The organism is Promicromonospora alba (assembly GCF_042654905.1).
GTDB classification, from domain to species: domain Bacteria; phylum Actinomycetota; class Actinomycetes; order Actinomycetales; family Cellulomonadaceae; genus Promicromonospora; species Promicromonospora alba.
Map to the genome: position 1 here is coordinate 621,666 of NZ_JBHSFI010000003.1, position 22,549 is coordinate 644,214.

Sequence of the window (22,549 nt, forward strand, 5' to 3'; positions counted from 1 at the left end):
CAAGAACTCGCAACAAGTACTGGAGCACCTCCATGACCCCCGAGGCCTGGAAGACGATAGCGATCGTCGCGTACCTGGCGCTGATGCTGGGTATCGGCTACGCCGCGTTCCGCCGCACGGACGACAACCTCGACGACTACATGCTCGGCGGCCGGCGGCTCAGCCCGGGCGTCGCCGCGCTCAGCGCCGGCGCGTCGGACATGTCCGGCTGGCTCCTGATGGGTCTGCCCGGCGCCATCTACGTGAGCGGTCTCGTCGAGGCCTGGATCGCCATCGGCCTGACGATCGGCGCCTGGCTGAACTGGAAGTTCGTCGCTCCCCGCCTGCGGGCCTACACGGAGACGGCGAAGAACTCGATCACCATCCCGAGCTTCTTCGAGAACCGGCTGCACGACACGTCGCGGTTCCTGCGGGTCGCGTCGGGCGCCATCATCCTGGTGTTCTTCACGTTCTACGTCTCCTCCGGCATGGTGGCCGGCGGCACGTTCTTCGAGGGCTCGTTCGGGCTCGACTACACGACGGGTATCTGGGTGGTGGGCGGCGTGACGCTCGCCTACACGCTGTTCGGCGGCTTCCTGGGCGCCACCTGGACCGACGTCGCGCAGGGCATCCTGATGCTGCTCGCCCTGGTCGCGGTGCCCGTCGTGGCGTTCATCGACCTCGGGGGCTGGGGCCCGATCCACGACGGCATCCTCGCCGCCGAGACCAGCGACGCGGCGAACCACCTGTCGCTCCTGGCCGGCGCCACCTTCACCGGCGTGGTCTCGGCCGCCGCGTGGGGCCTCGGCTACTTCGGCCAACCGCACATCATCGTGCGCTTCATGGCCATGCGCTCCCCGCAGGACGCCGTCGCCGGACGCCGCATCGGCATCACCTGGATGGTGCTCACCGCGCTCGGCGCGATAGTCACCGGCCTGATCGGCGTCGCCTACACGAACATCCACGGCGAGACGCTGGAGAACCCCGAGACGGTGTTCCTGTTCCTGTCGCAGGTGCTGTTCCACCCGCTGATCGCGGGCCTGGTCCTGGCTGCGGTCCTCGCCGCGATCATGTCGACCATCTCGTCGCAGCTCATCGTCTCCTCGTCCGCCCTGGTCGAGGACCTGGTCAAGATCACCGGCCGCCCGATGACCCCGCGCACCGAGGTCATGCTGGGCCGCGCCGGCGTCCTGCTCGTCGCACTGGTCGCCGGGATCATCGCGTTCGACCGCACCGACACGATCCTGGACCTCGTCGGGTTCGCGTGGGCCGGGTTCGGCGCCGCGTTCGGGCCGACCGTGCTCCTGAGCCTGTACTGGCGCCGCCTCACCAGCTGGGGTGCGCTGTCCGGCATGCTCGTCGGCGCCGTCGTCGCGTTCGCCTGGGGCCGGTCCCCGCTCGCGGACACGCTCTACGAGCTGGTCCCCGGCTTCGTGCTGGGCGGGCTCGTCGCGATAGTCGTCAGCCTGCTCACGCCCGCGCCGTCCGAGGCGGTCCGGGCGGAGTTCGCCGAGGCGACCCGCCTCGCGTCGGCGAAGCGGACCGTCAAGGCCTGACGGCGCCGAGCGACTGGTCGAGCCACCGGTCGAACGTGCGCCGCGCGGCCTCGGCAAGCGCCGGGCCGTACGCGGCGGCGTCCGACCGGATGCCTGCCGGGTCGATACCGGCGCTCGCGAGCTCGTGCGCGTGGCCCACCAGCCACCGTTCTATCTGCGTGTGGTCGGCCTCGAGGTGGAACTGCAGCCCCAGGACGTGCGAGCCGATCGCGAACGCCTGGTTCGGGAAGCCCGGTGTCTCCGCGAGTCGGACGGCGCCCTCCGGGATCGCGAACTGGTCGCCGTGCCAGTGCAGCACCCGGACGCCGTCCAGCGGCGCCAGCACCGGGTCGTGGCCCTCGGCGGTGTCACGGCCTTCGACGGTGTCACGGCCTTCGACGGTGTCACGGCCTTCGGCAGTCAGGGTCAGCGGGGCGTAGCCGATCTCCTTGCGGCCGGTGGCGACGACGTCCGCCCCGAGCGCTGCGGCGACAAGCTGCGCCCCCAGGCAGACGCCGAGGGTCGGGCGCCCTGCCTGGACCCGCGCCGCGACGGCTGCCCGCTCGGCACCCAGGAAGGGGTAGGCCTCGGTCTCGTACACGCCGATCGGGCCGCCGAGCACGACCAGGAGGTCCGGCTCCAGCGCGGCCTCCGGGGTGACGGGCTCGACCGGCACGTCCAGGTACGACGTCCGGAATCCGCGGGCGCGGAGCAGGGGTTCGAGCAGCCCGAGATCCTCGAAGGGCACGTGCCGGATCGCGAGCGCGTCGCGCGTCATGGGGTGGGTCATGGGTGCGGCTCCTCGGCCAGGTTCCGGTCTTCGCTGGTAGGGATCTTTGCTGGTAGGGATCGGCGCTGACGGGGATCTTCGCCGACGGGAAGCCGAGGCGCTAGCTGGCCGTGGCCTCCGCTATCGCTGTCGCGACCTCCTCGAACCCGCCGTCGTCGATCCGGCGGGCGTAGTCCGCGTCCCGGAGCGCCCGGTAGTGGGCGAACAGGTAGGCCCGCTCGGGATGCGCGCCGGTCGCCGCGATCAGGGACTCGAGGCGGTCCCGGATCCCCGGCAGCAGCTGCGGACCCGGCGGGAACTCGTCGAAGCGATTCCTCAGAAGCGGCAGGAGGTCCCACTCGCCCGGGCCGTGCGACGGCTTGGGATCGATCGCCTTCCAGGACGCTCCCGACCGGAGCACGTTCTCGTAGTGGAAGTCGCCGTGGAGCAGCACGTGGGGCGCGCTGCGGAAGGCGCGTTCGACGTCGGGGCGGAGCTCGCGGATCGGTTCGCGGTAGGTCTCGCCCGGCTCCGGGGCGTGCGACTCGAGCTCCAGCGCGTCGTCAAGCCCTGACCATCCCGAGCCCGACCAGTCCGCGACGTGCAGGAGGCTCAGGAGCCCAGCGGCGACCTCGATCGCGGCGTCCATCGGTGCGGAGGTCAGGCTCGTCCCCGCGTCGAGGCGTTCGAGCAGCAGGGCGCCTGCCGCACCGGACGCCTCGATGAGCCGCGCCGCGCCCTGCCCGTCCCACCGGCGCAGGGCCTCCGCCTCGTTCCTCGTCTCCGCGTCACGCCAGCCCACCTTCAGCATGGCGGCGCTCCCGTCCGTACGGCGCACCTCCCACACCAGGCCGACGTTGCCGGCGACCGGCGGGCCGGCCAGCGTCAGGTCCCAGTCGCGCAGGAGCTGCTCGACCAGGCCCGGGAGCCGGTCGAGCCACTCGCGCCCGGCCCGCTGCTCGCGTTCGACGGTCTGGACGGCGAACGGTTCGGGGACGGTGAGGAAGTCCGATGTCACGCATGCTCCTTGGGCAAAGCGGGCGCTTTACCCGCGCCCGGCAACCCTATGCCCGCCGCCTTGCCCTTCCGGCAAGAGGTGATGCTCACCACGCATGCTGCCTGCGGGTCCGCGACATGACCGGGTGCGCGGGCCGGCACCGGATCCGCCGGCAATCTGATAGCGACGGAACTGCGACGCACGAAACCTTGACACAGCCGCCGGACGGACCTGACCATGGTGCGACTGGGAGCGCTTCCACAATCTTCCAGTCGCATGCCCACCGCAGCGGAAGCTCACCGTAGCGAACAGCAACGAAGCGTTCGCGGAGACCCTGTTCGCAGAGACCCTGGGAGATCCCCCACATGACCCGACCGACCTCTCGGCGCCGGCTCCTGGCCGCCCTGACCGTCTGCGCCATCGGCGCGGCCTTGCTCGGCGCCGGCCCCGCCCAGGCGAGCAACGACGTCCTGTCCCCCGGGACGCAGATCTACAACGACCCCCACAGCTCCACCAGGGAAGCGGCCCGCAAGCTGCGCGGGCAGGCCAAGCTCGACGCGCTCCAGCTCAGCCGGGTGCCCAGCTCCACCTGGTTCACGGACGGCACGCCCGCCGAGGTGAAGCGCGAGGTCCGCAAGCTGGTCAAGCACACCGACCGGAAGGTCCCGGTCCTGGTCGCGTACAACATCCCGTTCCGCGACTGCGCGCTCTACTCGGCGGGTGGCGCCCTCGGCGTCGCCGAGTACAAGGCGTGGATCGACGGCTTCGCGGCCGGGATCGGACGGGAGGAGGTCGCTGTCATGCTCGAGCCCGACGGGCTCGGCGTCATCCCCTGGTACACCACGCTGGACGGGCAGCTCGAGCGGTGCCAGCCGCCGGAGTACGACCCCGTGACCACCGGCCGGGACGCCGCCGCCGAGCGCTTCGAGATGCTCAACTACGCGGTCGACCGCCTGGGGCAGCTGCCGAACACCGTCGTGTACCTGGACGGGACGAACACGTCCTGGCTCAACGTGGGCGAGGCCTCCGACCGCCTCGTCAAGGCGGGCGTCCAGCGCGCGGACGGGTTCTTCCTGAACGTGTCCAACTACGAGTTCACCGAGAACAGCACCGCCTACGGCACCTGGATCTCCCAGTGCATCGCCTACGCCACGCAGGTCGTTCCCGGTGACTACGCAAGCTGCGGCAACCAGTACTGGAGCGGCGGCCCCGCGAACGACTGGACCGGCGTGACCCTGTCCAACCAGGGCATCTGGAGCCCGACGGCGGCCGATCCCGCGCTGAACACCGCGGGCATCGACTCGCGTTACGAGGCAGCGCTCGGCGGCGTCGAACCCAGCACGCACTTCGTCATCGACACCAGCCGCAACGGCCGGGGCGCCTGGGCCGCACCGGCCGGCGTCTACCCCGACGCCGAGACCTGGTGCAACCCGCCGGACCGCGGCCTCGGCCTGCGTCCGACGACCAGCACCGGCAACGAGCTCGTCGACGCGCTCCTCTGGATCAAGATCCCCGGCGAGTCCGACGGCCAGTGCTTCCGCGGCCTCGGCGGACCCGAGGACCCGGAGCGCGGCATGGTCGACCCGGCCGCCGGCCAGTGGTTCCCCGAGCAGGCACGCGAGCTGATCGAGCTCGCCCAGCCCCCGCTCGGCGGCGGCAGCTGAAGACCCACCACCAGCCCACAAGTCACCCACCGGTACCAATGGAGGTACTCATGCGATCAACCATGCGATCAACGACGACGCAGCCCCGCTCCACCGCACGCTCACGCCGCCGGCTCCTCGGCCTGGCTCCCGCTCTGGCCCTGGGCCTGCTGTTCGGGCTCTCGGCGACGCCGGGACTCACGCCCCCTGCCGCCGCCGTCGGCGGCAGCTTCACCGACAACTTCGACTCGCACAACGGCGGGCGCTGGAACAAGGCCGACGGGTGGAGCAACGGCGGCATGTTCAACGCCGGCTGGCGCGCCGACCACGTCTGGCACAGCGGCGGCGTCCTGGGCCTGAACCTGAACAACACCCCGTGCCCGGGCGGCTGCTCGAACAAGCCGTACGCCTCCGGGGAGTACCGCACCAACGAGCTGTACTCCTACGGGCGCTACGAGGTCCGGATGAAGGCGGCGTCCGGATCCGGGCTCGTCTCCTCGTTCTTCACCTACACCGGGCCGAGCGACGGCCAGCCGTGGGACGAGATCGACGTCGAGATCCTCGGCAAGAACACCTGGCAGATGCAGACCAACTACTTCACCAACGGGACCGGCGGGCACGAGGCCGTCATCAACCTCGGCTTCGACGCCGCGGCCGGGTACCACAACTACGCCATCGAGTGGCGGAACGGCAACATCAAGTGGTTCGTCGACGGTCGCCAGGTGCACGAGGAGAACGGCTCACGCGGTGCGCTCCCGACACGTCCGCAGCGCATCATGATGAACCTGTGGCCGGGGACCGGGGTCGACGGCTGGCTCGGGCCGTTCAACTACACCGGTCAGAAGACCGCCACCTACGACTGGGTCCGGTACACGCAGTACTGAGCTCGAGCACACTGATCTCGAACTGGTACTGACCTCGAAAACGCCCGGCGGGAGGGTGACGTCCCAACCCCTCCCGCCGGTGTCTCATGCACGACTCAGTCGTGACCAGGTGCCCCACCGGGCGCCGATCCCCGCACCACCAGGCGCGTGGGCAGGATGACCGGGGTCGGCGACTCGCCGTCGATCAGGCGCACCAGCATCGTCGCCATCTCCTGGCCGAGGCCACGGATCGGCTGGCTGACCGTGGTGAGCGCCGGCTCCGTGCGGCGCGCGATCTCCAGGTCGTCGAACCCCACCACCGCCACGTCCTCAGGGACGCGGCGCCCCGCCTCCTTGAGGGCGCGCAGGGCGCCCGCGGCCATGTTGTCCGACGCCGCGAAGACGCCGTCGAGGTCGGGGTACGCGTCGAGGAGCCGGGTCATGGCCCTGGCGCCGTCCTCGAAGCTGAAGTCGGCGTGCTCCACCCGGTCGGCCGGCTGCCCTCCCACCGCCATGGCATCCGCGAACCCCTGGTACCGGGCGACCGCCGCCTGCAGGTCCGTAGGACCGGCGATCGTCGCGATGCGCCGGCATCCGGAGCTCAGCAGGTGCTCGGTGGCCGAACGGGCCCCGCCCCGGTTGTCGACGTCGACGTACCAGCGGGCCTCGCCGTGCAGCGGCCGGCCACCGATGACCACCGGCAGCTCGGTCGCCGCCGCGACGCGGTTCAGCGGGTCGTCGCCGCGCAGGGCCATGAGCATCACCCCGTCGGAACGACGGGACCGCAGCAGCCGTTCGAGCCGGGCCTGGGCCCGCTGCGAGGACGCCAGCATGAGCGTGAGGTCGAGCTCCGACCGGTCCAGCGCCGCGGCCACGCCGACGAGGACCTGCGAGAAGAACGGGTCCCCGAACAGCGCGGGGTCGTCGTTGGAGATCGCGAGCACCACCGACCCGCCGGTGCTCGTCGCCAGGGCACGCGCCGTCGCGTTGGGGACGTAGCCGAGCTCGCTCGCCGCGCGGGCGACCGCCTCGCGCTTCGCCGGGCTCACGTTGCGGGCGTTGTTCATCGCGCGGGACGCCACGGAACGCGAGACCCCTGCCCGCCGGGCGACCTCCTCGAGCGTGGGCACCTTCGGCGCTCGGCCCGGGCCGGTGGTCATGGGGTCTAGCATCCGGCAAGCCTAGTGCCGTCGTCCGGCTCCTGGTCTCCGCACACGCTCTCGCCGCTCAGTCCCCCGCCGTGCGCACACCCTCCATCCGGTCGGCCAGGCGCACGTGCCGCGTGACCCACGGGCCGAGCAGCGCGAGCAGGCCGGCGAAGACGAGCGCGACGACGCCGATGCCGCCGAAGTACACGGTGTCGGACGCCCCGGCAGTGGCCTGGACGAGCTGCGCGGTGATCGCCTGCCCGGCGGCGGGCGCCAGGAACCAGAGGGCCATCGCCTGCCCCTGGTAGGCGCGCGGCGCGAGCAGCGTCGTCGCGGCCAGTCCCACGGGCGACAGGCACAGCTCGCCGAGCGTCTGGATCACGAACACGGACACGAGCACCCAGCCCGGCGTCAGGCCGTCGCCCGCCATCGCCGAGGCCGCCGCCAGCACGAGGAACGACACGGCCGCGAGCGCCAGGCCGATGGCGAACTTGTACGGCGTGGGCGGGCGGTCCTTGGTCCGGACCCAGAGCCAGGCGAAGACCGGCGCGAGGATGATGATCGAGGCGGGGTTCACGGACTGGAAGAACTCGGGGCTGACGGTGAGGCCGAGCACCTCGCGTGACGTCCGGTCCGCCGCGAAGGTCGCGAGCGTGGTGGCCGCCTGCTCGAAGATCATGAAGAAGAGCATCGCGGCGACGAACAGCGGGATGTAGGCGAGCAGGCGGGGGCGTTCGGCGTCGGTCACGCGGGGCGATCGGTACATGACGACGAAGAACACGACGGGCGCGAGGAACGCGACGTAGCTGAGGGTGTCGATGAGGGCGTACACGCCCCACTCCCCCGAGACGAGCCGCGCCACGAGGTACACGAGGCCGACGGCGGCCAGGATGCTGACGAACATCCGCGCGACGGCGGGGCGCTCCTCGGGCCGGACGGGGTTCGGTACGTCGTCGCCGGCGCCGTGCAGGTTCTTGCGGCCCAGCACGAAGAACACGAGCGCGAACGCCATCCCGAACGCGGCGACGGAGAACCCGGCGTGGTAGCCCCAGGCGGCGCGGACGGCGCCGACGACGATCGGCGAGAAGAGCGAGCCGATGTTGATGCCCATGTAGAAGATCTGGAACGCGGCCTCGCGCTTGGGGTCGTCCCTGCGGTAGAGGGAGCCGACCATCGAGGAGACGTTCGGCTTGAGCAGGCCGGTGCCGAGCGCGACCAGCACGATGCCGAGGTAGGAGAACCCGGCCGCGGGGATCGCCAGCAGGACGTGCCCCGCGGCGATGATGACGCCGCCGTAGAGCGTGGACCGCCGTGCGCCGATCACGCGGTCCGCGAGCCAGCCACCGACCACCGAGAGCAGGTAGACACCCGTGCCGTAGATCGAGACGATCGCTTCGCCGAGCGTCTGGTCGAGCCCCAGGCCGCCGTCGGCGATGGTGTCGGTCAGGTAGTAGACCAGGATCGCGCGCATGCCGTAGTAGCTGAACCGCTCCCACAGCTCGGTGGTGAACAGCGTCATCAGGCCGAGCGGATGCCCGAAGAACCGGCGGTCACCCGCGAGCGCGGCGGCCGGAGACGGTCCGGAAGGGGATTCGGGCGGGGATCCGGGAGGCAGGGATTCAGGGGGTGGCGGCGCGGAGCCTGTGGGGCCGGTGCTCATCACCCGATCGTCATCGGGTTACGAGAGGTGCGCACCTCAGAGCGTCATGTCAGAGCATGCGGCCGACGACCCGGCGCCGGACGACGACGCCGACGTGCACCGCCAGCGCGACGTAGAAGCAGATGTGCGCGGCGATGTGGAGCGGCACGAGGTCGCTGCTGCCGACCACGAGCGCGATACCGGTCGCCGGGACGACGAAGAGCAGCGCGAGCAGGGTCTGCTCGGCCCGGTGCAGCACCTTGCGGTCGGTCCGGGTGAGCCGCGGGTCCCAGGGCGGCAGCGTCGTCGCGCGGCGCCACACGACGCGGGCGATGCCGATCGCGATGATCGCGAGGCCGAGCAGGACGTGCCAGCCGGCGAGCGTGAGGACGCCGCCGGCTGGGTCGCCGGGCAGGTCACCCGCCCAGAGGTCGGACCAGGCCGAGCCGACGGCGTCCTCCGCATCCTCCTCGCGGACCTCCTGCGCCTGCTCGCACCGGTCCTCGAGCTCGTCGAGGCGCTGCTCCTCGGCGTCCGACGTGTCGCCGCCGCTGCGGTCCTCGCCCGGAGGGTCGCAGTCGACGGCGGGCACGTCGGCCTTGTCGTCCATCATGTAGCCGACGGCGAACTGGGCCAGGAGCAGCGCCACCGTCGACCAGTGCAGGACCTTCGTGACGATCCCGTAGCCGAGCTCGCCGTTGCGCCACCTCATGGGCGTTACCCCACCGCAGATCAGCCGTGCCGTCCAGCCCTGCCGCGCACCACCCGTGTCATCAGCTCAGGTCATCAGCTCAGGTCATCAGCTCAGGAGGCGCTCCAGGCCACCTCCACGTCGAACACCCAGGTCACACCGAACCGGTCCCTGACCATGCCGTACAGCGGAGCCCAGGCTGCCTCGGCCAGCGGGACGACGACCGTCGACCCATCGGCGAGCCGCTTCCAGTACCGGGAGATCTCCTCCGCGTCGGTGCTCCGGACCGAGACGAACAGCGGGATCACGCCCGGTTCGTAGGCGGTGTGGGCGGGGACGTCGTAGGCCATCACCCGGAAGCCCTCGTCGGACGTGACCTGGCCCCACATGATCTGGTCGGCCTCGGCGGGGTCCGTCACGTTGTGGCCGTCCGCGTACGTGACGACGGCCAGCGAACCGCCGAAGACCGACTGGTAGAACTCCAGCGCCGCCCGGGCGTCGCCACGGAAGTTGAGGTGCGGGGTGGTGTTGATGGACATGTCTGCTCCTTGCAGTCTGTGCCTGGCAGCTGGTGCCTGCGCCGGGCGCTTCCCGGCACGTCCCACTCTGGCGACAGTCGAGGACAGAGAAGGTCCTCTACTCTCCGTAGTCTCGGACCGTGACCCCGACGACCACCACCACCTCGCGGCTGCTCGCCCTGCTGTCCCTGCTGCAGACGCGCCGGGACTGGCCGGGGCAGGTTCTCGCCGATCGCCTGGGCATCAGCCACCGCACGGTCCGGCGCGACGTCGACCGGCTCAGGGAGATGGGCTATCGGATCCAGGCGACGATGGGGCCCGACGGCGGCTACCACCTCGACGCCGGCTCGGAGCTCCCCCCGCTCCTGTTCGACGACGACCAGGCGATCGCCCTCGCCGTCGCGCTGCAGGCGGCCGGTGTCGCGGGCGCGGGCATCGAGGAGGCAGCGGTGCGCGCCCTGACCACGGTGCGGCAGGTCATGCCGTCGCGCCTGCGACACCGGGTCGACGCCGTCCGGTTCACCGCGATCCCCGGCAGCACACCGGAAGCCACGGCGCCGGTGTCTCCCGACGTGCTGCTGACGCTGTCCACGGCCGCCCGCGCCCATGAGGTGCTGCGATTCGACTACGCGAGCCGTGTCGAACCGAGCCGTGTCGAACCGCGTCGTGTCGAACCGCACCATGTCGTCATGTCGCGCGGCCGCTGGTACCTCGTCGCCTGGGACCTGGACCACGACGACTGGCGTATCTTCCGCGCCGACCGGATCAGCCCGCGCACCCCGAACGGGCCTCGCTTCACCCCGCGCGAGGTCCCGGGCGGCAGCGTGCGCGACTTCGTGTCGGTCCGCTTCAAAGGTTCCGAGAGCAAGGGATCCGAGATCGCGGACGCCTGGCCCTGCACGGGCCGGGTCGTCATCCACCTGCCGGCCGCCGCCGTCCTCCCGTTCGCCGGGGACGGCACCGTCGAGGACCTGGGCCCGGACCGGTGCGGGCTGGAGTTCGGCTCCTGGTCCTGGGTGGCGCTGGCCGCCACGCTCGGCCGGTTCGACGCCGACGTCGAGGTCGTCGGACCGCCAGAGCTCAAGGAGGCGTTCGGGCTGCTGGCCGCCCGCTTCGCCGCGACCGCGTCGCCGGCCTGACGAGCCGAGCACCGCGCGCCACCAGCCACCAGCCACCAGCCACGTGCGAGCAAACCGGACATGTGACACGGTGCGAGAAGTCAGCGGTCCAGCCCCGGCCGCCGTGACCTGAGGACCTATGACCTCAGGACCGTGACCTCCCGAGCCCGAGGTGACCATGCGCTCTTCCTGGTACTCCGACGCGATCATCTACCAGCTCGACCCCCGCCTCTACGCCGACTCCAACGACGACGGCTGGGGCGACCTGCGCGGCATCACCGAACGCCTGCACTACCTGCGCGGGCTCGGCGCCACGTGCGTGTGGCTGCTGCCGTTCTACGCCTCGCCCTTCCGGGACGGCGGCTACGACGTCGTCGACCACCTCGCGATCGACCCGCGGCTGGGCGACCTGGCCGACATGGCCCACCTGCTCGAGGCCGCCGAGGACCTCGGCCTGCACGTCCTGGTGGAGCTGATCGCCCAGCACACCTCCGACCAGCACCGCTGGTTCCAGGAGGCGCGGCAGGACCGGAACTCGCCGTACCGCGACTACTACATCTGGGCCGACGAGCCGAACGACGACATCAAGCCGATGTTCCCCGACGTCGAGCCCAAGACGTGGACCTGGGACGACGAGGCGCAGCAGTTCTACCGGCACGCCTTCTACGCGCACGAGCCGGACCTCGCGCTCGACAACCCGCGCGTCCGGGACGAGCTGTACCGCATCGTCGCGTTCTGGCTGCGCATGGGCGTCTCGGGTTTCCGGGTGGACGCCATGCCGATGATGCTCGAACGGGCCCGCGCCGCCCGCCCCGACACCGACGGCCAGTGGCTCGTGCGCGACATGCGGGCCGCCGTGACCGGGCAGCGCACGGGTGCCGTCCTGCTCGGCGAGGTGGACGAGGCACCGGCCGAGGCCGCCCAGTACTTCGGGTCCGACGGCCAGGGCATGACGATGCTGCTCGACTTCTGGACGAACAACCACCTCTTCCTCGCCCTGGCCCGGGGCCAGGCCGAGCCGCTGGAACGGGCGCTGCGTCACCAGGCCGCACCCCCGGACGGCGCCACGTACGCGCACTGGCTGCGCAACAACGACGAGCTGAACCTGGTCCGGCTCGCGGAGGACGAGCGCACGGAGGTGCTCGACACCTTCGCCCCCGAGGACTCGATGCGGGTCTACGGCCGCGGCATCCGGCGGCGCCTTGCCCCCATGCTCGACGGCGACCCGCGCCGCATCGCCCTGGCGCACGCCGTCACGCTGTCCCTGCCCGGGCCGCCGGTGCTGCGGTACGGCGACGAGATCGGGATGGGCGACGACCTCGACCGGCCGGAGCGCGAGGCCGTCCGCACCCCCATGCAGTGGTCGAACACACCGACGGCGGGCTTCTCGAACGCCCCGTCGGACCAGTTCCAGGCGCCCGTGGTCACCGGTCCCTACGGTCCCGAGCACGTGAGCGTGGACGAGCAGAACGTGCGCGACGGCTCGCTGCTGCACCGGGTGGGCGGGCTGGTGCGCGCCCGGCTGGGGCTGAGCGAGCTCGGCCGGGTCCGCCCGGAACCGTGGGACCTGGGGGTCTCGTCGGTCCTGGCGCTGCGCTACCAGGTCGCGGAGTCCAGCGTGCTCCTGATCGCCAACCTCGCGGACGAGGACGTCGTCGCGAAGCTGCCCGCCGACGAGGCCTCGGCGCTCGAGGCAGGCCTCGCACGCTACGTCGACGTGCACGTGGACCAGGACTACCCGCCCGTCGAGACAGACGGACGCATCCCCATCGCCGGGTACGGCTACCGGTGGCTGCGGCGCACGGTCGACGGCGGCGCGGTGGACGACCCGGCGGTGGAGCCGGCGGGCGGGGACCCGGAGCGTGTCGCTGCCAAGGGTGAGAAGAAGCGATGACCGTCGTCGGCTTCCACGTCTCCCACGAGCAGCTCCACCCCGCCGAGGGGCTCCGCGTGGCCCGGCTCGCGCAGGACGCCGGCTTCGACGCCGGGATGTGCTCCGACCATGTCGCGCCGTGGAGCGAGCGGCAGGGCGAGTCCGGGCTCTCGTGGTCCTGGCTCGGCGCCGCGCTCGCCACCACACAGCTGTCCTTCGGCACCGTGTGCGCGCCAGGCCAGCGCTACCACCCGGTGATCGTCGCGCAGGCGATCGCGACCCTCGGGGCGATGTACCCGGGGCGGCTCTGGGTCGCCCTCGCCTCGGGAGAGAACCTGAACGAGCACGTGACCGGTGACCCGTGGCCGCCCAAGCCCGAGCGCGACGCCCGGCTGGCGGAGTGCGTGCAGGTCATCCGGGCACTCCTGCGCGGCGAGGAGGTGGACCACACGGGTCTGGTCGTCGCGCGTCGGGCCCGGCTCTGGACACTGCCGGAGATCATGCCGCTCCTGATCCTCCCGGCCCTCACCGTCGCTACCGCGCGCCGGCACGCCCCGTGGGCGGACGGCCTGGTCACCGTGAACAAGCCGGTCGAGGAGCTGCGGCAGATGATCGAGACGTACCGGGAGGCCGGGGGCCAGGGCGAGATCGCCGTCCAGGTGCACCTCTCGTGGGCGCCCACCGAGGCGGAGGCCGAGGCGACGGCGCTGGACCAGTGGCGCACGCTCACCGGCCCGCCCGAGGTCGCCGCAGACACCGCAACGACCGCGGAGTTCGACGCCCTGGCCGCGGACGTTGATGTCGCCGACGTCCGGCGCGCCGTGCTGGTCTCCGCTGACCTCGGTGAGCTGACCGCGCGCCTGGCCGCCCTGCGCGACGCCGGCGCCGACCGCCTCTACCTGCACCACGTGGGCAAGCAGCAGGACGCGTTCATCGAGGCGTTCGGGGAGCACGTGCTGCCGGCGCTGCGCTGACCGTCCGTTAGCGTGACCATATGGCAGGCACACTGCCCGACTGGCTCGGCTGGTGGTCGAGCGCGGACTACGACGTAGCGCGCACGCTGCTCCAGCGTGGCTTCGGCGCGCTGTACGCGCTCGCCTTCTTCGGCGCGCTGCGTCAGTTCCGGCCACTGCTCGGGGAACGCGGCCTCCAGCCCGTCCCGAGGTTCATCGCACGCACGCACTGGCGCGACGGGCCCTCCCTGTTCCGGCTGCGTGGCCTGCGCTACTCCGACCGGCTGCTCGTGGCGGTCGACTGGTGCGGCATGCTGCTGGGCGCGAGCGTCGTCGTCGGGCTGCCGCAGGCCGGTCCCTGGTGGGTGCCGGCGCTCGTGTTCCTCGCGCTGTGGTGGCTCTACCTGTCGCTCGTGAACGTGGGGCAGACCTTCTACGCCTTCGGCTGGGAGACCCTGCTGTGCGAGGCGGGATTCCTCGTGGCGTTCCTGGGGTCCGACGCCGTGGGCACGCCTCTCCTGATGATCTTCGCGGTGCGCTGGCTGCTGTTCCGGCTGGAGCTCGGCGCCGGCCTGATCAAGTGGCGCGGCGACACGGCCTGGCGCGACCTCACCGCCCTGAACTACCACCACGAGACGCAGCCGCTACCGGGCCCGTTCTCCTGGCACGCCCACCACCTGCCGCGCTGGTGGCACCGGGTCGAGGTCGCCGGCAGCCACGTCACCCAGCTGCTCCTGCCGTGGCTGCTGCTGCTCCCGCAGCCGTTCCCGTCGGTCGCCGCCCTGGCGTTCGTCCTCACCCAGGGCTGGCTGGTGCTGACCGGGAACTTCGCCTGGCTCAACTGGGCCACCATCGTCCTGTCGCTCGGCGTGGTCGACGACGGTACGTGGGCCTGGCTGGGCGGCCTGCTCGGGCTGCCCGACGGCGGCGGGGCGCCGGCGTCGTCGTCCGCCGGGGCTGCCTCGTCCGCTGGGGCCGCCGCCGCACCCGCCGCACCGCTCGACTTCGTGGTCGTGGTCAGCGCCGTGGCCCTGCTGCTCCTGGCGCTGTCGGTCCGGCCGGCCCTCAACCTCGCCTCCCGCCACCAGCGGATGAACGCGAGCTTCGAGCCGTTCCGGCTGGTCAACGCCTACGGGGCGTTCGGCTCGATCACCCGGCGTCGCGACGAGATCACCGTGGAGGGCACCCTCACGGACAATCCCGGGCCCGACGACTGGGTCGAGTACGAGTTCCGGGGAAAGCCCGGCCCGGTCGGCCGGCGTCCGCCGCAGGTCGCGCCCTATCACCTGCGCCTGGACTGGCTCATGTGGTTCCTGCCGCTGGGCCACTCCGCGCGGTGGTTCACGGTGTTCCTGCGCCGGCTGCTGGAGGCCGACCCCGAGACGCTGCGTCTGCTGCGCCGCGACCCGTTCGACGGTCGGCCGCCGCGCGCCGTCCGGGCGGTCCTGCACCGCTACCGGTACACGACGCCGGAGGAGCGGCGCCGCACCGGCGACTGGTGGGTCCGGGAGCGGCTCCAGCTCGCGGTGGACCCGGTGCGCCTGCCGGCCGCGTAACGACCGCCGCCGGCTGACGACCGCCGCCCGCCCGGCCTACGCCGCGCTGTCCCGCACCACCAATCCGCCCGGCCTACGCCGCGCTGTCCCGCACCACCCAGTCGGCCAGGGCGGACAGCGGGACCAGCAGCTCACGACCCCGCGCCGTGAGGCCGTACTCGACGCCCGGCGGGATCGTCGGGAACACGGTCCGGACGACGAGCCCGTCGTCCTCCAGCGTCCGGAGGGTGCGCGTCAGCATCCGCTGGCTGATCCCGTCCACCCGCCGGTGGAGCTCGTTGAACCGGTGCGCACGCTCGGCGAGCAGCATCAGGACGAGCAGCGTCCACTTGTCGCCCAGCATCCGGACCGCGTGCGTGACCGGGCACGCTTCGTAGTCCGCGACCGGGACCTTTCCCGGCAGCCCGGCGCTGACGGCGGCGGCGACGATGTGGGGCACACCGGTGTTCCCATCTGAGAACGTGTCTTGAATTGGGCATTGTGTGCTCGTTCGGGTCGATGTCGGTGTCTCGGTCTAGCGTTCGGGTCATGGCTCGGCACACCACCTTCCGGTTCCGCCTCGACCCCACGGTCGAGCAGACGATGGCGCTCGCCCGCCATGTGGGTGCGGCCCGCTTTGCGTACAACCAGTGCCTGCGGCTGCACCTGGACGCCCGCGAACACCACCGCGCCCTCAGTAGTCGTGCCGGCCCTGATGCCGTGGACCGAGCCCATGACGCGGTTCCGTGGTCGCGGTTCGCTCTGATCAACGCGTTCAACCAGTGGAAGCGGTCGGAAGACGCGGGACGGCGGTTCCTCGTCGTCAGTGACGGGAGCACCGAGGTTGAGGTGACCGGGCTGCCCTGGCGGGCTGAGGTGTCCTCCGAAGTCTTTGAGGAAGCCGCCGTCGACCTCGGCCGCGCCCTGGCCGCATGGACCGCGTCCCGGTCCGGGAAACGCACGGGCCGCCCGGTCGGGCACCCACGTTTCAAGAAGAAGACCCACACGGGCGGGTCGTTCCGGATGCGGAACAAGACCAAGGCCACCTGGTCCTCGATCCGCGTCGGAACCGGAGACCGTCCACGGTCGGTGACCTTGCCGAAGCTCGGCAGCATCAGGGTCCAGGAGGACACCCGCCGCCTGCGCCGGATGATCGCCACGGACCGCGCCCGGATCCTGCAGGCCACCGTCACCCGTGGGGTCCGTAGGTGGTGGGTCTCGATCACTGTGGAGGCCGCTGACCTGCACCTCGCCGTCCAGCATCCCGCCCGACGGACCGACGACAAGACGGGCTGGGCAGGTGTCGACCGCGGGCTGCACGCCCTGGTCGTCGCCGGAACCCGCAACGGAACCGAGACCCTACGAGTCGAGGCTCCTAAGACGCTGGCCGCGGGCCTGCGGCGGCAGCGGCGTCTGGCACGTGCGGTCTCGCGCAAGAAGCGCGGGTCCGCCAACCAGCGCTCGGCGCGTATGCGCCTGGCGAGGCATCATCTCCGGGTGCGGGACACCCGGCAGCACTTCCTGCACCAGGTCTCCAACCAGCTGGTCAAGAGCCACGACCGGCTGGTCCTGGAAGACCTGAACATCATCGGCATCATGTCCAATCGCAGACTCGCCCGAGCCGTCGGCGATGCCGCGTGGGGTGAGCTGGCCCGCCAGATCACCTACAAGCAGAAGTGGCGTAACGGGCAGGTCGTGGTCGCGGACCGGTGGTTCGCGTCGTCCAAGACCTGCTCAGGCTGTGGTCAGGTCAAGTCCGACCTGACCCTCAGCGACCGCACCTACACATGCGGTCACTGCGGTCTGGTGTTGGACCGGGACCTGAATGCCGCCGCCAACCTCGCCGCCTGGGCCGAGGGCCACACCCGTGGTGAAGCCCAGGACGGGGACCGTCAAGCAGCCGGCCCCGACATCAAGGCCTGCCGACGGGACGGCACTGGCCCACACGCTCGTGTGGGTGGAACCAGCCCGGACGACGCAGGAACCCCGGTCCAGACCGCTCCCGCGGCCTGAACCGAGGGACGCCCGAGAAGGGCGGTGCCCGTGAACATCACCGTTCACAGACACGCTGTGACATGAAAGTGCCTTCGAGCGCGGCAGCGGCGCGATCGTCTACGTCGCGGGGCTCAGCGCGCTGGTCCCGCTGCCGTTCCTCGGACCGTTCGCGCCGGCGTCGGCCGCCCTGCGCACCTATGCCCTGACTCTCGCCGAGGCCGCCGCGCCCGACGGCGTCCACGTCGGCTCTCTGGTGGTCGGCGGACTCATCGAACGGGGCGACATCCACCGCATGCTGACCTCCCTGCCCGCGAACGCCGACGGCACACCCGGCCTGGACCTTCCCACCACGACCCTCGACCCCGACGACCTGGCCGACGCCGTCTGGCGGATCGCCGCTGTCTCCGAGCGCGAGATCGTGGCGGACGCCATCACTGTGTAGTCCGGGTTCGCCCCTCGGGTTCGAGCCGTGTTCTCTGGAACCGGGCCGACGAAGACCAGGCCGTTGCGGCCACCGTTTGGCGATTGCGGCGGGCGGGTCCGGCGCGCGGGATCCGCCCGTCCGGGGCTTGGCACTGGTCCGTCGAGTCGGTCAGGTCGGTCGGGTGGATGGCTGGGCTCGGTCGGATGGCTGGGCTCGGTCGGGCGGCTGGGCTCGGTCAGGCGACTTCGGCGGGTGGGCGTGGGGGTTGGGCTTCGATGGCTTCGGGTAGGCGGATGCGGTGACCGTAGGCGTCGGTGAACGCCCACCCGGTCTCCAGCAGGGCACCGGCCGTCGTGTCGGTAGTGGGCTCGCCGGTCCAGTGCATGGTGATGCCCTTGGTTCCGTGGCCGCAACGAACTCGAGCTCCATCTCCACCCGCGTTGCGAGCCCGGCGACAGTGGGGTCTGTCGAGTTAGGGATCGCAGCTTGCCGACATCCTGATCGGCATACCGACCGCTCAACGAGCGTCCGGGCGCTCCCGTCCACCATCGGCGAGCAGGAAGCGTCCCCAGCCTGTCACCCGGTGGAGCTTGGAGCGTCCGGTGTGGGGAGCAGGTGTCGCAGCAAGGACTCTTCCAGCTCGATCAGGATGGCTTCGCTGCCGGCGACGGGGCTCGGCAGGGTGCGCCACAGGACGAGCTGGCCGTGCAGGGCGGTCCACAGGTGGATGCCTAGGTCCCGCGCCTCCGCTCGACGGTCGGGGGCCGCTTCGGCGAGGTAGGCGTCAGCCGTCTCGGTCCACGCCTGGAGCACGGTTTCGATGGGGTTGTCGGCCGAGGGGAGGCGCTCGGGCTCGTATTCCAAGCTGAACATCAGCCGGTAGCGGTGGGGTTTTTCGATGGCGAACCTGCGGTAGGCCGTGACGGTGGCCTGCACGCGCGCCCGTGGGTCCGCGCCCGCCGTGGCGGCCGACTCGCTGGCCTCGCTCATCGCGACGGCCAGTGCGCGGTAGGTGGCGTCGAGGACGGTGGAGACCAGGTCGGCCTTGTCCTTGAAGTGCCGGTAGACGCTGGGTGCGGAGATTCCGACCTCGCGGGCAACCCCTCGCAGGGAGAGGGCGTCCTCGCGTCCCGCCTCCTCCAGGATGCGGGTCGCCGCGTCGAGGATCTCCTGCCGCAGCCGCTCGCCTTCGCCCCGCACGTTCGGCACCCGCTTGACCTGCGACTTCATCGCCTCCTCCTCGCTGTCCGCAGCAGCCTACCGGCCCTGGCCACGACCTGCCTCTGACGATGCCGGCGCTTCGTCAGGCCCGGTCCTCCGGCTTCCGATTGCGTCGACTAACACTGTTAGCCTACAGTTCGGCTAACAGTGTTAGTCGATGCCGGAAAGGACACCGTCATGACCTCGTCACCAACCGTCCCCGCGTTCACGCTCACCCGCCCGCAGGCCGCGCCCCTGGACCCTCCGCCGCTGTATGCGCAGCTGCGTGAGGAACAGCCCGTCACGCGCGTCTCCCTGTGGGAAGGGCGCCTCACGCCGTGGCTGGTGACCCGCTGGGAGGACGCACGGGCGGTACTGGGCAGCCCGGCGTTCAGCACCGACCAGACGCACCCCGGCGCACCCACCTTCAATGAAGGTGCCCAGCAGGGCCCGCGCGGCTTCTTCCAGAACTACGACGACCCCATCCACGCGGCGATGCGGCGCACCCTGACCCGCGAGTTCATGATCAAACGCGTCGACGCGCTGCGCCCGGCCATCGCCCACCTGACCGACGAACTCCTCACCGACCTGACCGAGCTGAGCGGCCCCGCCGACTTCGTGGAGCATTTCGCGCTGCCGCTTCCCTCCCTGGTCATCTGCGAACTGCTCGGCGTCCCCTACGAGGAACACCCGTTCTTCCAGGAGCAGTCGCGGACGTTCGTAGACCTGAATGCCACGGGGGAGGAGTCCGCCCGGGCGTTCGCCAACCTCGGCGAGTATCTGCTGCGCCTCGTGCGGACCAAGCGCGCCACCCCCGGCGACGACGTGGTCACCCGGCTCGCCGCACAGGCCGACGACGGCGTCATCACCGACCAGGACGCCGCCGACCTGAGCGCCTTCCTACTGTTCGCCGGGCACGAGACGACGGCGAACATGATCGCGCTGAGCACCATCACCCTCCTGAACAACCCCGACCAGATTCCACACATCCTCGGCGGACCGGACCAGGTCGCGAGCACGGTCGAGGAGCTGCTGCGCTACCTGACCATCGTGCACGGCGGCCTGCGCCGCACCGCCATCGACGACGTCACCATCGGCGGCGTGACCATCCACGCGGGCGAGGGCGTGATCATTCCCGTCAACGTCGCCAACCGCGACCCGGAGTTCTTCACCAACCCCGACGACCTGGACCCGGAACGCGCCAACGTCCGCCAGCACCTGGCCTTCGGGTACGGCATCCACCAGTGCCTCGGCCAGCCGCTGGCACGCGCCGAGCTCCAGATCGTGCTACCCGAGGTCTTCCGTCGGCTGCCCAGCCTGAAGATCGCCGTGCCGATGGAGGAGATCGCCTTCAAGCAGGCCACCGCCGTCTACGGCGTCCGCGAGCTGCCCGTCACCTGGTGACGGCAACCACCCGATCCCCCACCGAGAGCAGGGAAGAAGCATCATGCATGTAGAGGTCGACGTTCCCAAGTGCGTCGCGTCGGGCCAGTGCGTACTGCTCGCCCCCGACGTCTTCGACCAACGCGACGAGGACGGTCTGGTCGTCCTCCTCGACGACACCCCACCGGCCGAGCTCCACGACGCCGTCCGCGAGTCCGCTACCGTCTGCCCCGCGGCCGCCATCCGCCTGGTGGAGTCGTGAGCCCGACCCCGACCAGCCGCATGGTCGTCGTCGGCGCTTCGGCGGCCGGGCTCGCCGCCGCCGAGACCCTGCGCCGAGAGGGCCACACCGGCACCTTGACCCTCATCGGCGACGAACCCGACGCCCCCTACGACCGCCCACCCCTGTCGAAGGAGATCCTCTCCGGCGCCTGGACCGCGGACCGACTGCCTCTGCGCACCGAGGCCACCCTCGACGCTCTCGACCTGGACACCCGCTACGGCCGCGAGGCCATCGGTGTGAACGTCGCCGAGCGCACTGTGCTGCTGGCCGACGGTACGGAGGTGCCGTACGACGGACTGATCGTGGCCACCGGAGTCCGCCCCCGGCACCTGCCCGGCACACCGGCCCACGTCCTGCGCAGCCTGGACGACGCGCTCGCCCTGAAGGACCGCCTCGGTCCCGGCTGCACGCTGGCCGTGGTCGGCGCCGGGTTCCTCGGCGCCGAGGCCGCGTCGGTGGCGGCCGGCCTGGGCACCCACGTGACCCTCCTGGAACCTGCCCCCGTCCCGCTGGCCCACGGGGTCGGTGAGGAGGTCGGCCGCATGCTCGCGCAGGTCCACCTCGACCACGGCGTGGACCTGCGCACCGGGACAGGGGTCAGCGAGGTCGTCCCCGGCGGAGTCCGCCTCGACGACGGCAGCGTGATCGAGGCGGACACGGTGCTGGTGGCCATCGGCTCCCGGCCCAACACCGAGTGGCTGGCCGGCAACGGCCTCACCCTCGACGACGGGCTGGTCTGCGACGAGTTCTGCGCCGCCGCACCCGGCGTGTACGGCGCGGGAGACGTGGCCCGCTGGCACAACCCGACCTTCGACACCTCGATGCGCATCGAGCACCGCACCAACGCCGCTGAGCAGGGCACGGCTGCCGCCCGCAACCTCCTGGGCGCTCAGCGGCCCTTCGCGCCCGTCCCCTACTTCTGGTCCGACCAGTACGACATGAAGATCCGCGCCTACGGCAACCTGCGCGGCCACGACGAGATGCGGATCGCCCAAGGCAGCCTCGAAGAACGCCAGTTCATCGCCGTCTACCGCACCGGCGACCGTCTCACCGGCGTCCTGGCAGTCGGCGTACCGCCCAGGAGCCTCCGCCCCTGGCAGCAGGCCATCGCCGCCCGCAGCCCCTGGCATCACGCGACATCCCTCCTGGAAGGAACGGCAGCATGAGCTACACGAGCGACTTCGAAGGGCGGGGCGTCGTCGTCACCGGCGCCGGGTCCGGCATCGGACGCGCCACCGCGCTTCAGTTCGCGAGCCTGGGAGCCAAGGTTCTCGTCGCGGACATCGACCCGGCCGGCGCCCAGGCCGTCGCCAAGGAGATCGAGGCGAACGGCGGCACCGCCCGCACGGTCGTCGGCGACCTCAGCGACCAGGCCACGGCCGAGGAGGTCATCACCACCGCGGTCGAGTCCTTCGGCAACCTCGGCGTGCTCGTCAACAACGCGGGCATCATGGACCACATGGCCGCGACCGCGGACGTGAGCGACGCGGAATGGGATCGGGTCATCCGCATCAACCTGACAGCCCCGTTCCTGCTCACCCGCGCCGCCCTGCCCCACATGCTGGCCCGCGGCAACGGCGCCATCGTCAACACGGCCTCGGAGGCGGGCCTGCGCGGCAGCGCCGCCGGCACCGCGTACACCGTCTCCAAGCACGGGATCATCGGCCTGACGAAGTCGACCGCGGTCATGTACCGGGACCGTGGCATCCGCGTCAACGCCATCGCCCCCGGCGGCACCCAGACCCACATCACCGACACTGTGACGTTCGACGGCTACGGCGCCTCGATCGTAGGCCGTTACCAGGAGAACCTGGGCCGAATAGCCGCGGCGGAGGAAGTCGCCGCGGCCATCGTGTTCCTCGCCTCGGACGCGGCGAGCAATATCAGTGGCGCCGTGCTCCCCGTCGACGACGGCTGGTCGGCCGTCTGACCCAGCCACCCATGCGGCGCGATCTTCGCTCTTTTCCGGTTGTTCCCCACCACCCGCTCCATGGTCAACGAGA

At 71.3% G+C, this 22,549-nt stretch carries 21 protein-coding genes; 13 read left to right on the forward strand and 8 right to left on the reverse strand.

Going from position 1 to position 22,549, the window contains the following annotated elements; all coding sequences use genetic code 11:
- Positions 1 to 32 precede the first annotated feature (32 nt).
- Positions 33 to 1,535 carry a sodium/proline symporter PutP gene (gene putP / locus ACFO6V_RS07965; protein WP_377133993.1) on the forward strand — a complete coding sequence of 501 codons (1,503 nt, stop codon included), beginning with the start codon at positions 33 to 35 and terminating at the stop codon, positions 1,533 to 1,535.
- Here putP and ACFO6V_RS07970 read toward each other — a convergent pair.
- Together ACFO6V_RS07970 and ACFO6V_RS07975 are read right to left on the reverse strand one after the other, a co-directional pair.
- The gene (locus ACFO6V_RS07970) at positions 1,525 to 2,304 is read right to left on the reverse strand and encodes a glutamine amidotransferase-related protein (RefSeq protein ID WP_377133995.1); all 780 of its coding nucleotides are present in this window, start codon (positions 2,302 to 2,304) and stop codon (positions 1,525 to 1,527) included. The genes putP and ACFO6V_RS07970 overlap by 11 nt on opposite strands.
- 100 nt (positions 2,305 to 2,404) lie before the next feature.
- Positions 2,405 to 3,301, reverse strand: a complete 897-nt coding sequence (locus ACFO6V_RS07975; protein WP_377133997.1) for an aminoglycoside phosphotransferase family protein — start codon at positions 3,299 to 3,301, stop codon at positions 2,405 to 2,407.
- Between the two features lie 344 nt (positions 3,302 to 3,645).
- Between ACFO6V_RS07975 and ACFO6V_RS07980 the strand changes: the two genes are divergently transcribed.
- The gene (locus tag ACFO6V_RS07980) at positions 3,646 to 4,944 is read left to right on the forward strand and encodes a glycoside hydrolase family 6 protein (protein ID WP_377134000.1); all 1,299 of its coding nucleotides are present in this window, start codon (positions 3,646 to 3,648) and stop codon (positions 4,942 to 4,944) included.
- A gap of 50 nt (positions 4,945 to 4,994) precedes the next feature.
- Entirely contained in the window at positions 4,995 to 5,807 is an 813-nt protein-coding gene (gene bglS / locus ACFO6V_RS07985; protein ID WP_377134002.1) for a beta-glucanase, read from the forward strand.
- Between the two features lie 95 nt (positions 5,808 to 5,902).
- Here bglS and ACFO6V_RS07990 read toward each other — a convergent pair whose 3' ends face one another.
- The 4 genes from ACFO6V_RS07990 to ACFO6V_RS08005 all read right to left on the reverse strand — a co-directional run bounded on the left by ACFO6V_RS07990 (position 5,903) and on the right by ACFO6V_RS08005 (position 9,803).
- Positions 5,903 to 6,958 carry a LacI family DNA-binding transcriptional regulator gene (locus tag ACFO6V_RS07990; protein ID WP_377134004.1) on the reverse strand — a complete coding sequence of 352 codons (1,056 nt, stop codon included), beginning with the start codon at positions 6,956 to 6,958 and terminating at the stop codon, positions 5,903 to 5,905.
- Positions 6,959 to 7,013: 55 nt separating this feature from the next.
- Positions 7,014 to 8,594, reverse strand: a complete 1,581-nt coding sequence (locus ACFO6V_RS07995) for a peptide MFS transporter (protein ID WP_377134006.1) — start codon at positions 8,592 to 8,594, stop codon at positions 7,014 to 7,016.
- Positions 8,595 to 8,643: 49 nt separating this feature from the next.
- On the reverse strand, positions 8,644 to 9,285 hold the full coding sequence (locus ACFO6V_RS08000) for a cytochrome b (protein ID WP_377134008.1): 642 nt from the start codon (positions 9,283 to 9,285) through the stop codon (positions 8,644 to 8,646).
- Positions 9,286 to 9,377: 92 nt separating this feature from the next.
- Positions 9,378 to 9,803: a VOC family protein gene (locus ACFO6V_RS08005; RefSeq protein ID WP_377134010.1), complete on the reverse strand. Its 426-nt coding sequence runs from the start codon at positions 9,801 to 9,803 to the stop codon at positions 9,378 to 9,380.
- Between the two features lie 119 nt (positions 9,804 to 9,922).
- Between ACFO6V_RS08005 and ACFO6V_RS08010 the strand changes: the two genes are divergently transcribed.
- From ACFO6V_RS08010 to ACFO6V_RS08025, 4 genes are all read left to right on the forward strand, one after another.
- On the forward strand, positions 9,923 to 10,921 hold the full coding sequence (locus ACFO6V_RS08010; protein WP_377134012.1) for a helix-turn-helix transcriptional regulator: 999 nt from the start codon (positions 9,923 to 9,925) through the stop codon (positions 10,919 to 10,921).
- Between the two features lie 157 nt (positions 10,922 to 11,078).
- Complete coding sequence (locus ACFO6V_RS08015) at positions 11,079 to 12,794, forward strand: alpha-amylase family protein (protein ID WP_377134014.1); 1,716 nt, start codon at positions 11,079 to 11,081, stop codon at positions 12,792 to 12,794.
- On the forward strand, positions 12,791 to 13,747 hold the full coding sequence (locus ACFO6V_RS08020) for a TIGR03885 family FMN-dependent LLM class oxidoreductase (protein ID WP_377134016.1): 957 nt from the start codon (positions 12,791 to 12,793) through the stop codon (positions 13,745 to 13,747). Before ACFO6V_RS08015 ends, ACFO6V_RS08020 begins: the two co-directional genes overlap by 4 nt.
- A 20-nt stretch (positions 13,748 to 13,767) precedes the next feature.
- Entirely contained in the window at positions 13,768 to 15,282 is a 1,515-nt protein-coding gene (locus ACFO6V_RS08025; RefSeq protein WP_377134018.1) for a lipase maturation factor family protein, read from the forward strand.
- Positions 15,283 to 15,355: 73 nt separating this feature from the next.
- Here ACFO6V_RS08025 and ACFO6V_RS08030 read toward each other — a convergent pair whose 3' ends face one another.
- Positions 15,356 to 15,721, reverse strand: a complete 366-nt coding sequence (locus ACFO6V_RS08030; RefSeq protein WP_377134020.1) for a winged helix-turn-helix transcriptional regulator — start codon at positions 15,719 to 15,721, stop codon at positions 15,356 to 15,358.
- A gap of 89 nt (positions 15,722 to 15,810) precedes the next feature.
- Here ACFO6V_RS08030 and ACFO6V_RS08035 point away from each other — a divergent pair, with 89 nt between their 5' ends.
- Together ACFO6V_RS08035 and ACFO6V_RS08040 are read left to right on the forward strand one after the other, a co-directional pair.
- Complete coding sequence (locus ACFO6V_RS08035) at positions 15,811 to 17,274, forward strand: RNA-guided endonuclease TnpB family protein (protein ID WP_377134022.1); 1,464 nt, start codon at positions 15,811 to 15,813, stop codon at positions 17,272 to 17,274.
- 235 nt (positions 17,275 to 17,509) lie between these two features.
- The gene (locus ACFO6V_RS08040; protein WP_377134024.1) at positions 17,510 to 17,698 is read left to right on the forward strand and encodes a hypothetical protein; all 189 of its coding nucleotides are present in this window, start codon (positions 17,510 to 17,512) and stop codon (positions 17,696 to 17,698) included.
- Between the two features lie 558 nt (positions 17,699 to 18,256).
- Here the strand turns inward: ACFO6V_RS08040 and ACFO6V_RS08045 are convergent.
- Positions 18,257 to 18,910, reverse strand: a complete 654-nt coding sequence (locus tag ACFO6V_RS08045) for a TetR/AcrR family transcriptional regulator (RefSeq protein ID WP_377134027.1) — start codon at positions 18,908 to 18,910, stop codon at positions 18,257 to 18,259.
- A gap of 168 nt (positions 18,911 to 19,078) precedes the next feature.
- On the opposite strand from ACFO6V_RS08045, the gene ACFO6V_RS08050 reads away from it, so the two are divergent.
- From ACFO6V_RS08050 to ACFO6V_RS08065, 4 genes are read left to right on the forward strand one after another with little or no spacing between them, the layout of a single operon-like run.
- Positions 19,079 to 20,284 (forward strand): cytochrome P450, encoded by a 1,206-nt coding sequence (locus tag ACFO6V_RS08050; protein WP_377134029.1) that lies wholly within the window; start codon positions 19,079 to 19,081, stop codon positions 20,282 to 20,284.
- A gap of 43 nt (positions 20,285 to 20,327) precedes the next feature.
- The gene (locus ACFO6V_RS08055) at positions 20,328 to 20,525 is read left to right on the forward strand and encodes a ferredoxin (RefSeq protein ID WP_377134032.1); all 198 of its coding nucleotides are present in this window, start codon (positions 20,328 to 20,330) and stop codon (positions 20,523 to 20,525) included.
- On the forward strand, positions 20,522 to 21,712 hold the full coding sequence (locus tag ACFO6V_RS08060; RefSeq protein WP_377134034.1) for an NAD(P)/FAD-dependent oxidoreductase: 1,191 nt from the start codon (positions 20,522 to 20,524) through the stop codon (positions 21,710 to 21,712). Before ACFO6V_RS08055 ends, ACFO6V_RS08060 begins: the two co-directional genes overlap by 4 nt.
- Complete coding sequence (locus tag ACFO6V_RS08065; protein ID WP_377134036.1) at positions 21,709 to 22,476, forward strand: SDR family NAD(P)-dependent oxidoreductase; 768 nt, start codon at positions 21,709 to 21,711, stop codon at positions 22,474 to 22,476. Before ACFO6V_RS08060 ends, ACFO6V_RS08065 begins: the two co-directional genes overlap by 4 nt.
- Positions 22,477 to 22,549: the final 73 nt, after the last annotated feature.

Excerpts from the sequence above, each read along its gene's own strand:
- ACFO6V_RS07990 (WP_377134004.1), bottom strand. The coding sequence starts at position 6,958 with ATGCTAGACCCCATGACCACCGGCCCGGGCCGAGCGCCGAAGGTGCCC.
- ACFO6V_RS08025 (WP_377134018.1), top strand. The coding sequence starts at position 13,768 with ATGGCAGGCACACTGCCCGACTGGCTCGGCTGGTGGTCGAGCGCGGAC.
- putP (WP_377133993.1), top strand. The coding sequence starts at position 33 with ATGACCCCCGAGGCCTGGAAGACGATAGCGATCGTCGCGTACCTGGCG.
- ACFO6V_RS08000 (WP_377134008.1), bottom strand. The coding sequence starts at position 9,285 with ATGAGGTGGCGCAACGGCGAGCTCGGCTACGGGATCGTCACGAAGGTC.
- ACFO6V_RS08055 (WP_377134032.1), top strand. The coding sequence starts at position 20,328 with ATGCATGTAGAGGTCGACGTTCCCAAGTGCGTCGCGTCGGGCCAGTGC.
- ACFO6V_RS08065 (WP_377134036.1), top strand. The coding sequence starts at position 21,709 with ATGAGCTACACGAGCGACTTCGAAGGGCGGGGCGTCGTCGTCACCGGC.
- ACFO6V_RS08020 (WP_377134016.1), top strand. The coding sequence starts at position 12,791 with ATGACCGTCGTCGGCTTCCACGTCTCCCACGAGCAGCTCCACCCCGCC.
- ACFO6V_RS07970 (WP_377133995.1), bottom strand. The coding sequence starts at position 2,304 with ATGACCCACCCCATGACGCGCGACGCGCTCGCGATCCGGCACGTGCCC.
- ACFO6V_RS07980 (WP_377134000.1), top strand. The coding sequence starts at position 3,646 with ATGACCCGACCGACCTCTCGGCGCCGGCTCCTGGCCGCCCTGACCGTC.
- ACFO6V_RS08045 (WP_377134027.1), bottom strand. The coding sequence starts at position 18,910 with ATGAAGTCGCAGGTCAAGCGGGTGCCGAACGTGCGGGGCGAAGGCGAG.
- ACFO6V_RS08050 (WP_377134029.1), top strand. The coding sequence starts at position 19,079 with ATGACCTCGTCACCAACCGTCCCCGCGTTCACGCTCACCCGCCCGCAG.
- ACFO6V_RS08005 (WP_377134010.1), bottom strand. The coding sequence starts at position 9,803 with ATGTCCATCAACACCACCCCGCACCTCAACTTCCGTGGCGACGCCCGG.
- ACFO6V_RS08015 (WP_377134014.1), top strand. The coding sequence starts at position 11,079 with ATGCGCTCTTCCTGGTACTCCGACGCGATCATCTACCAGCTCGACCCC.
- bglS (WP_377134002.1), top strand. The coding sequence starts at position 4,995 with ATGCGATCAACCATGCGATCAACGACGACGCAGCCCCGCTCCACCGCA.
- ACFO6V_RS07995 (WP_377134006.1), bottom strand. The coding sequence starts at position 8,594 with ATGAGCACCGGCCCCACAGGCTCCGCGCCGCCACCCCCTGAATCCCTG.
- ACFO6V_RS08035 (WP_377134022.1), top strand. The coding sequence starts at position 15,811 with ATGGCTCGGCACACCACCTTCCGGTTCCGCCTCGACCCCACGGTCGAG.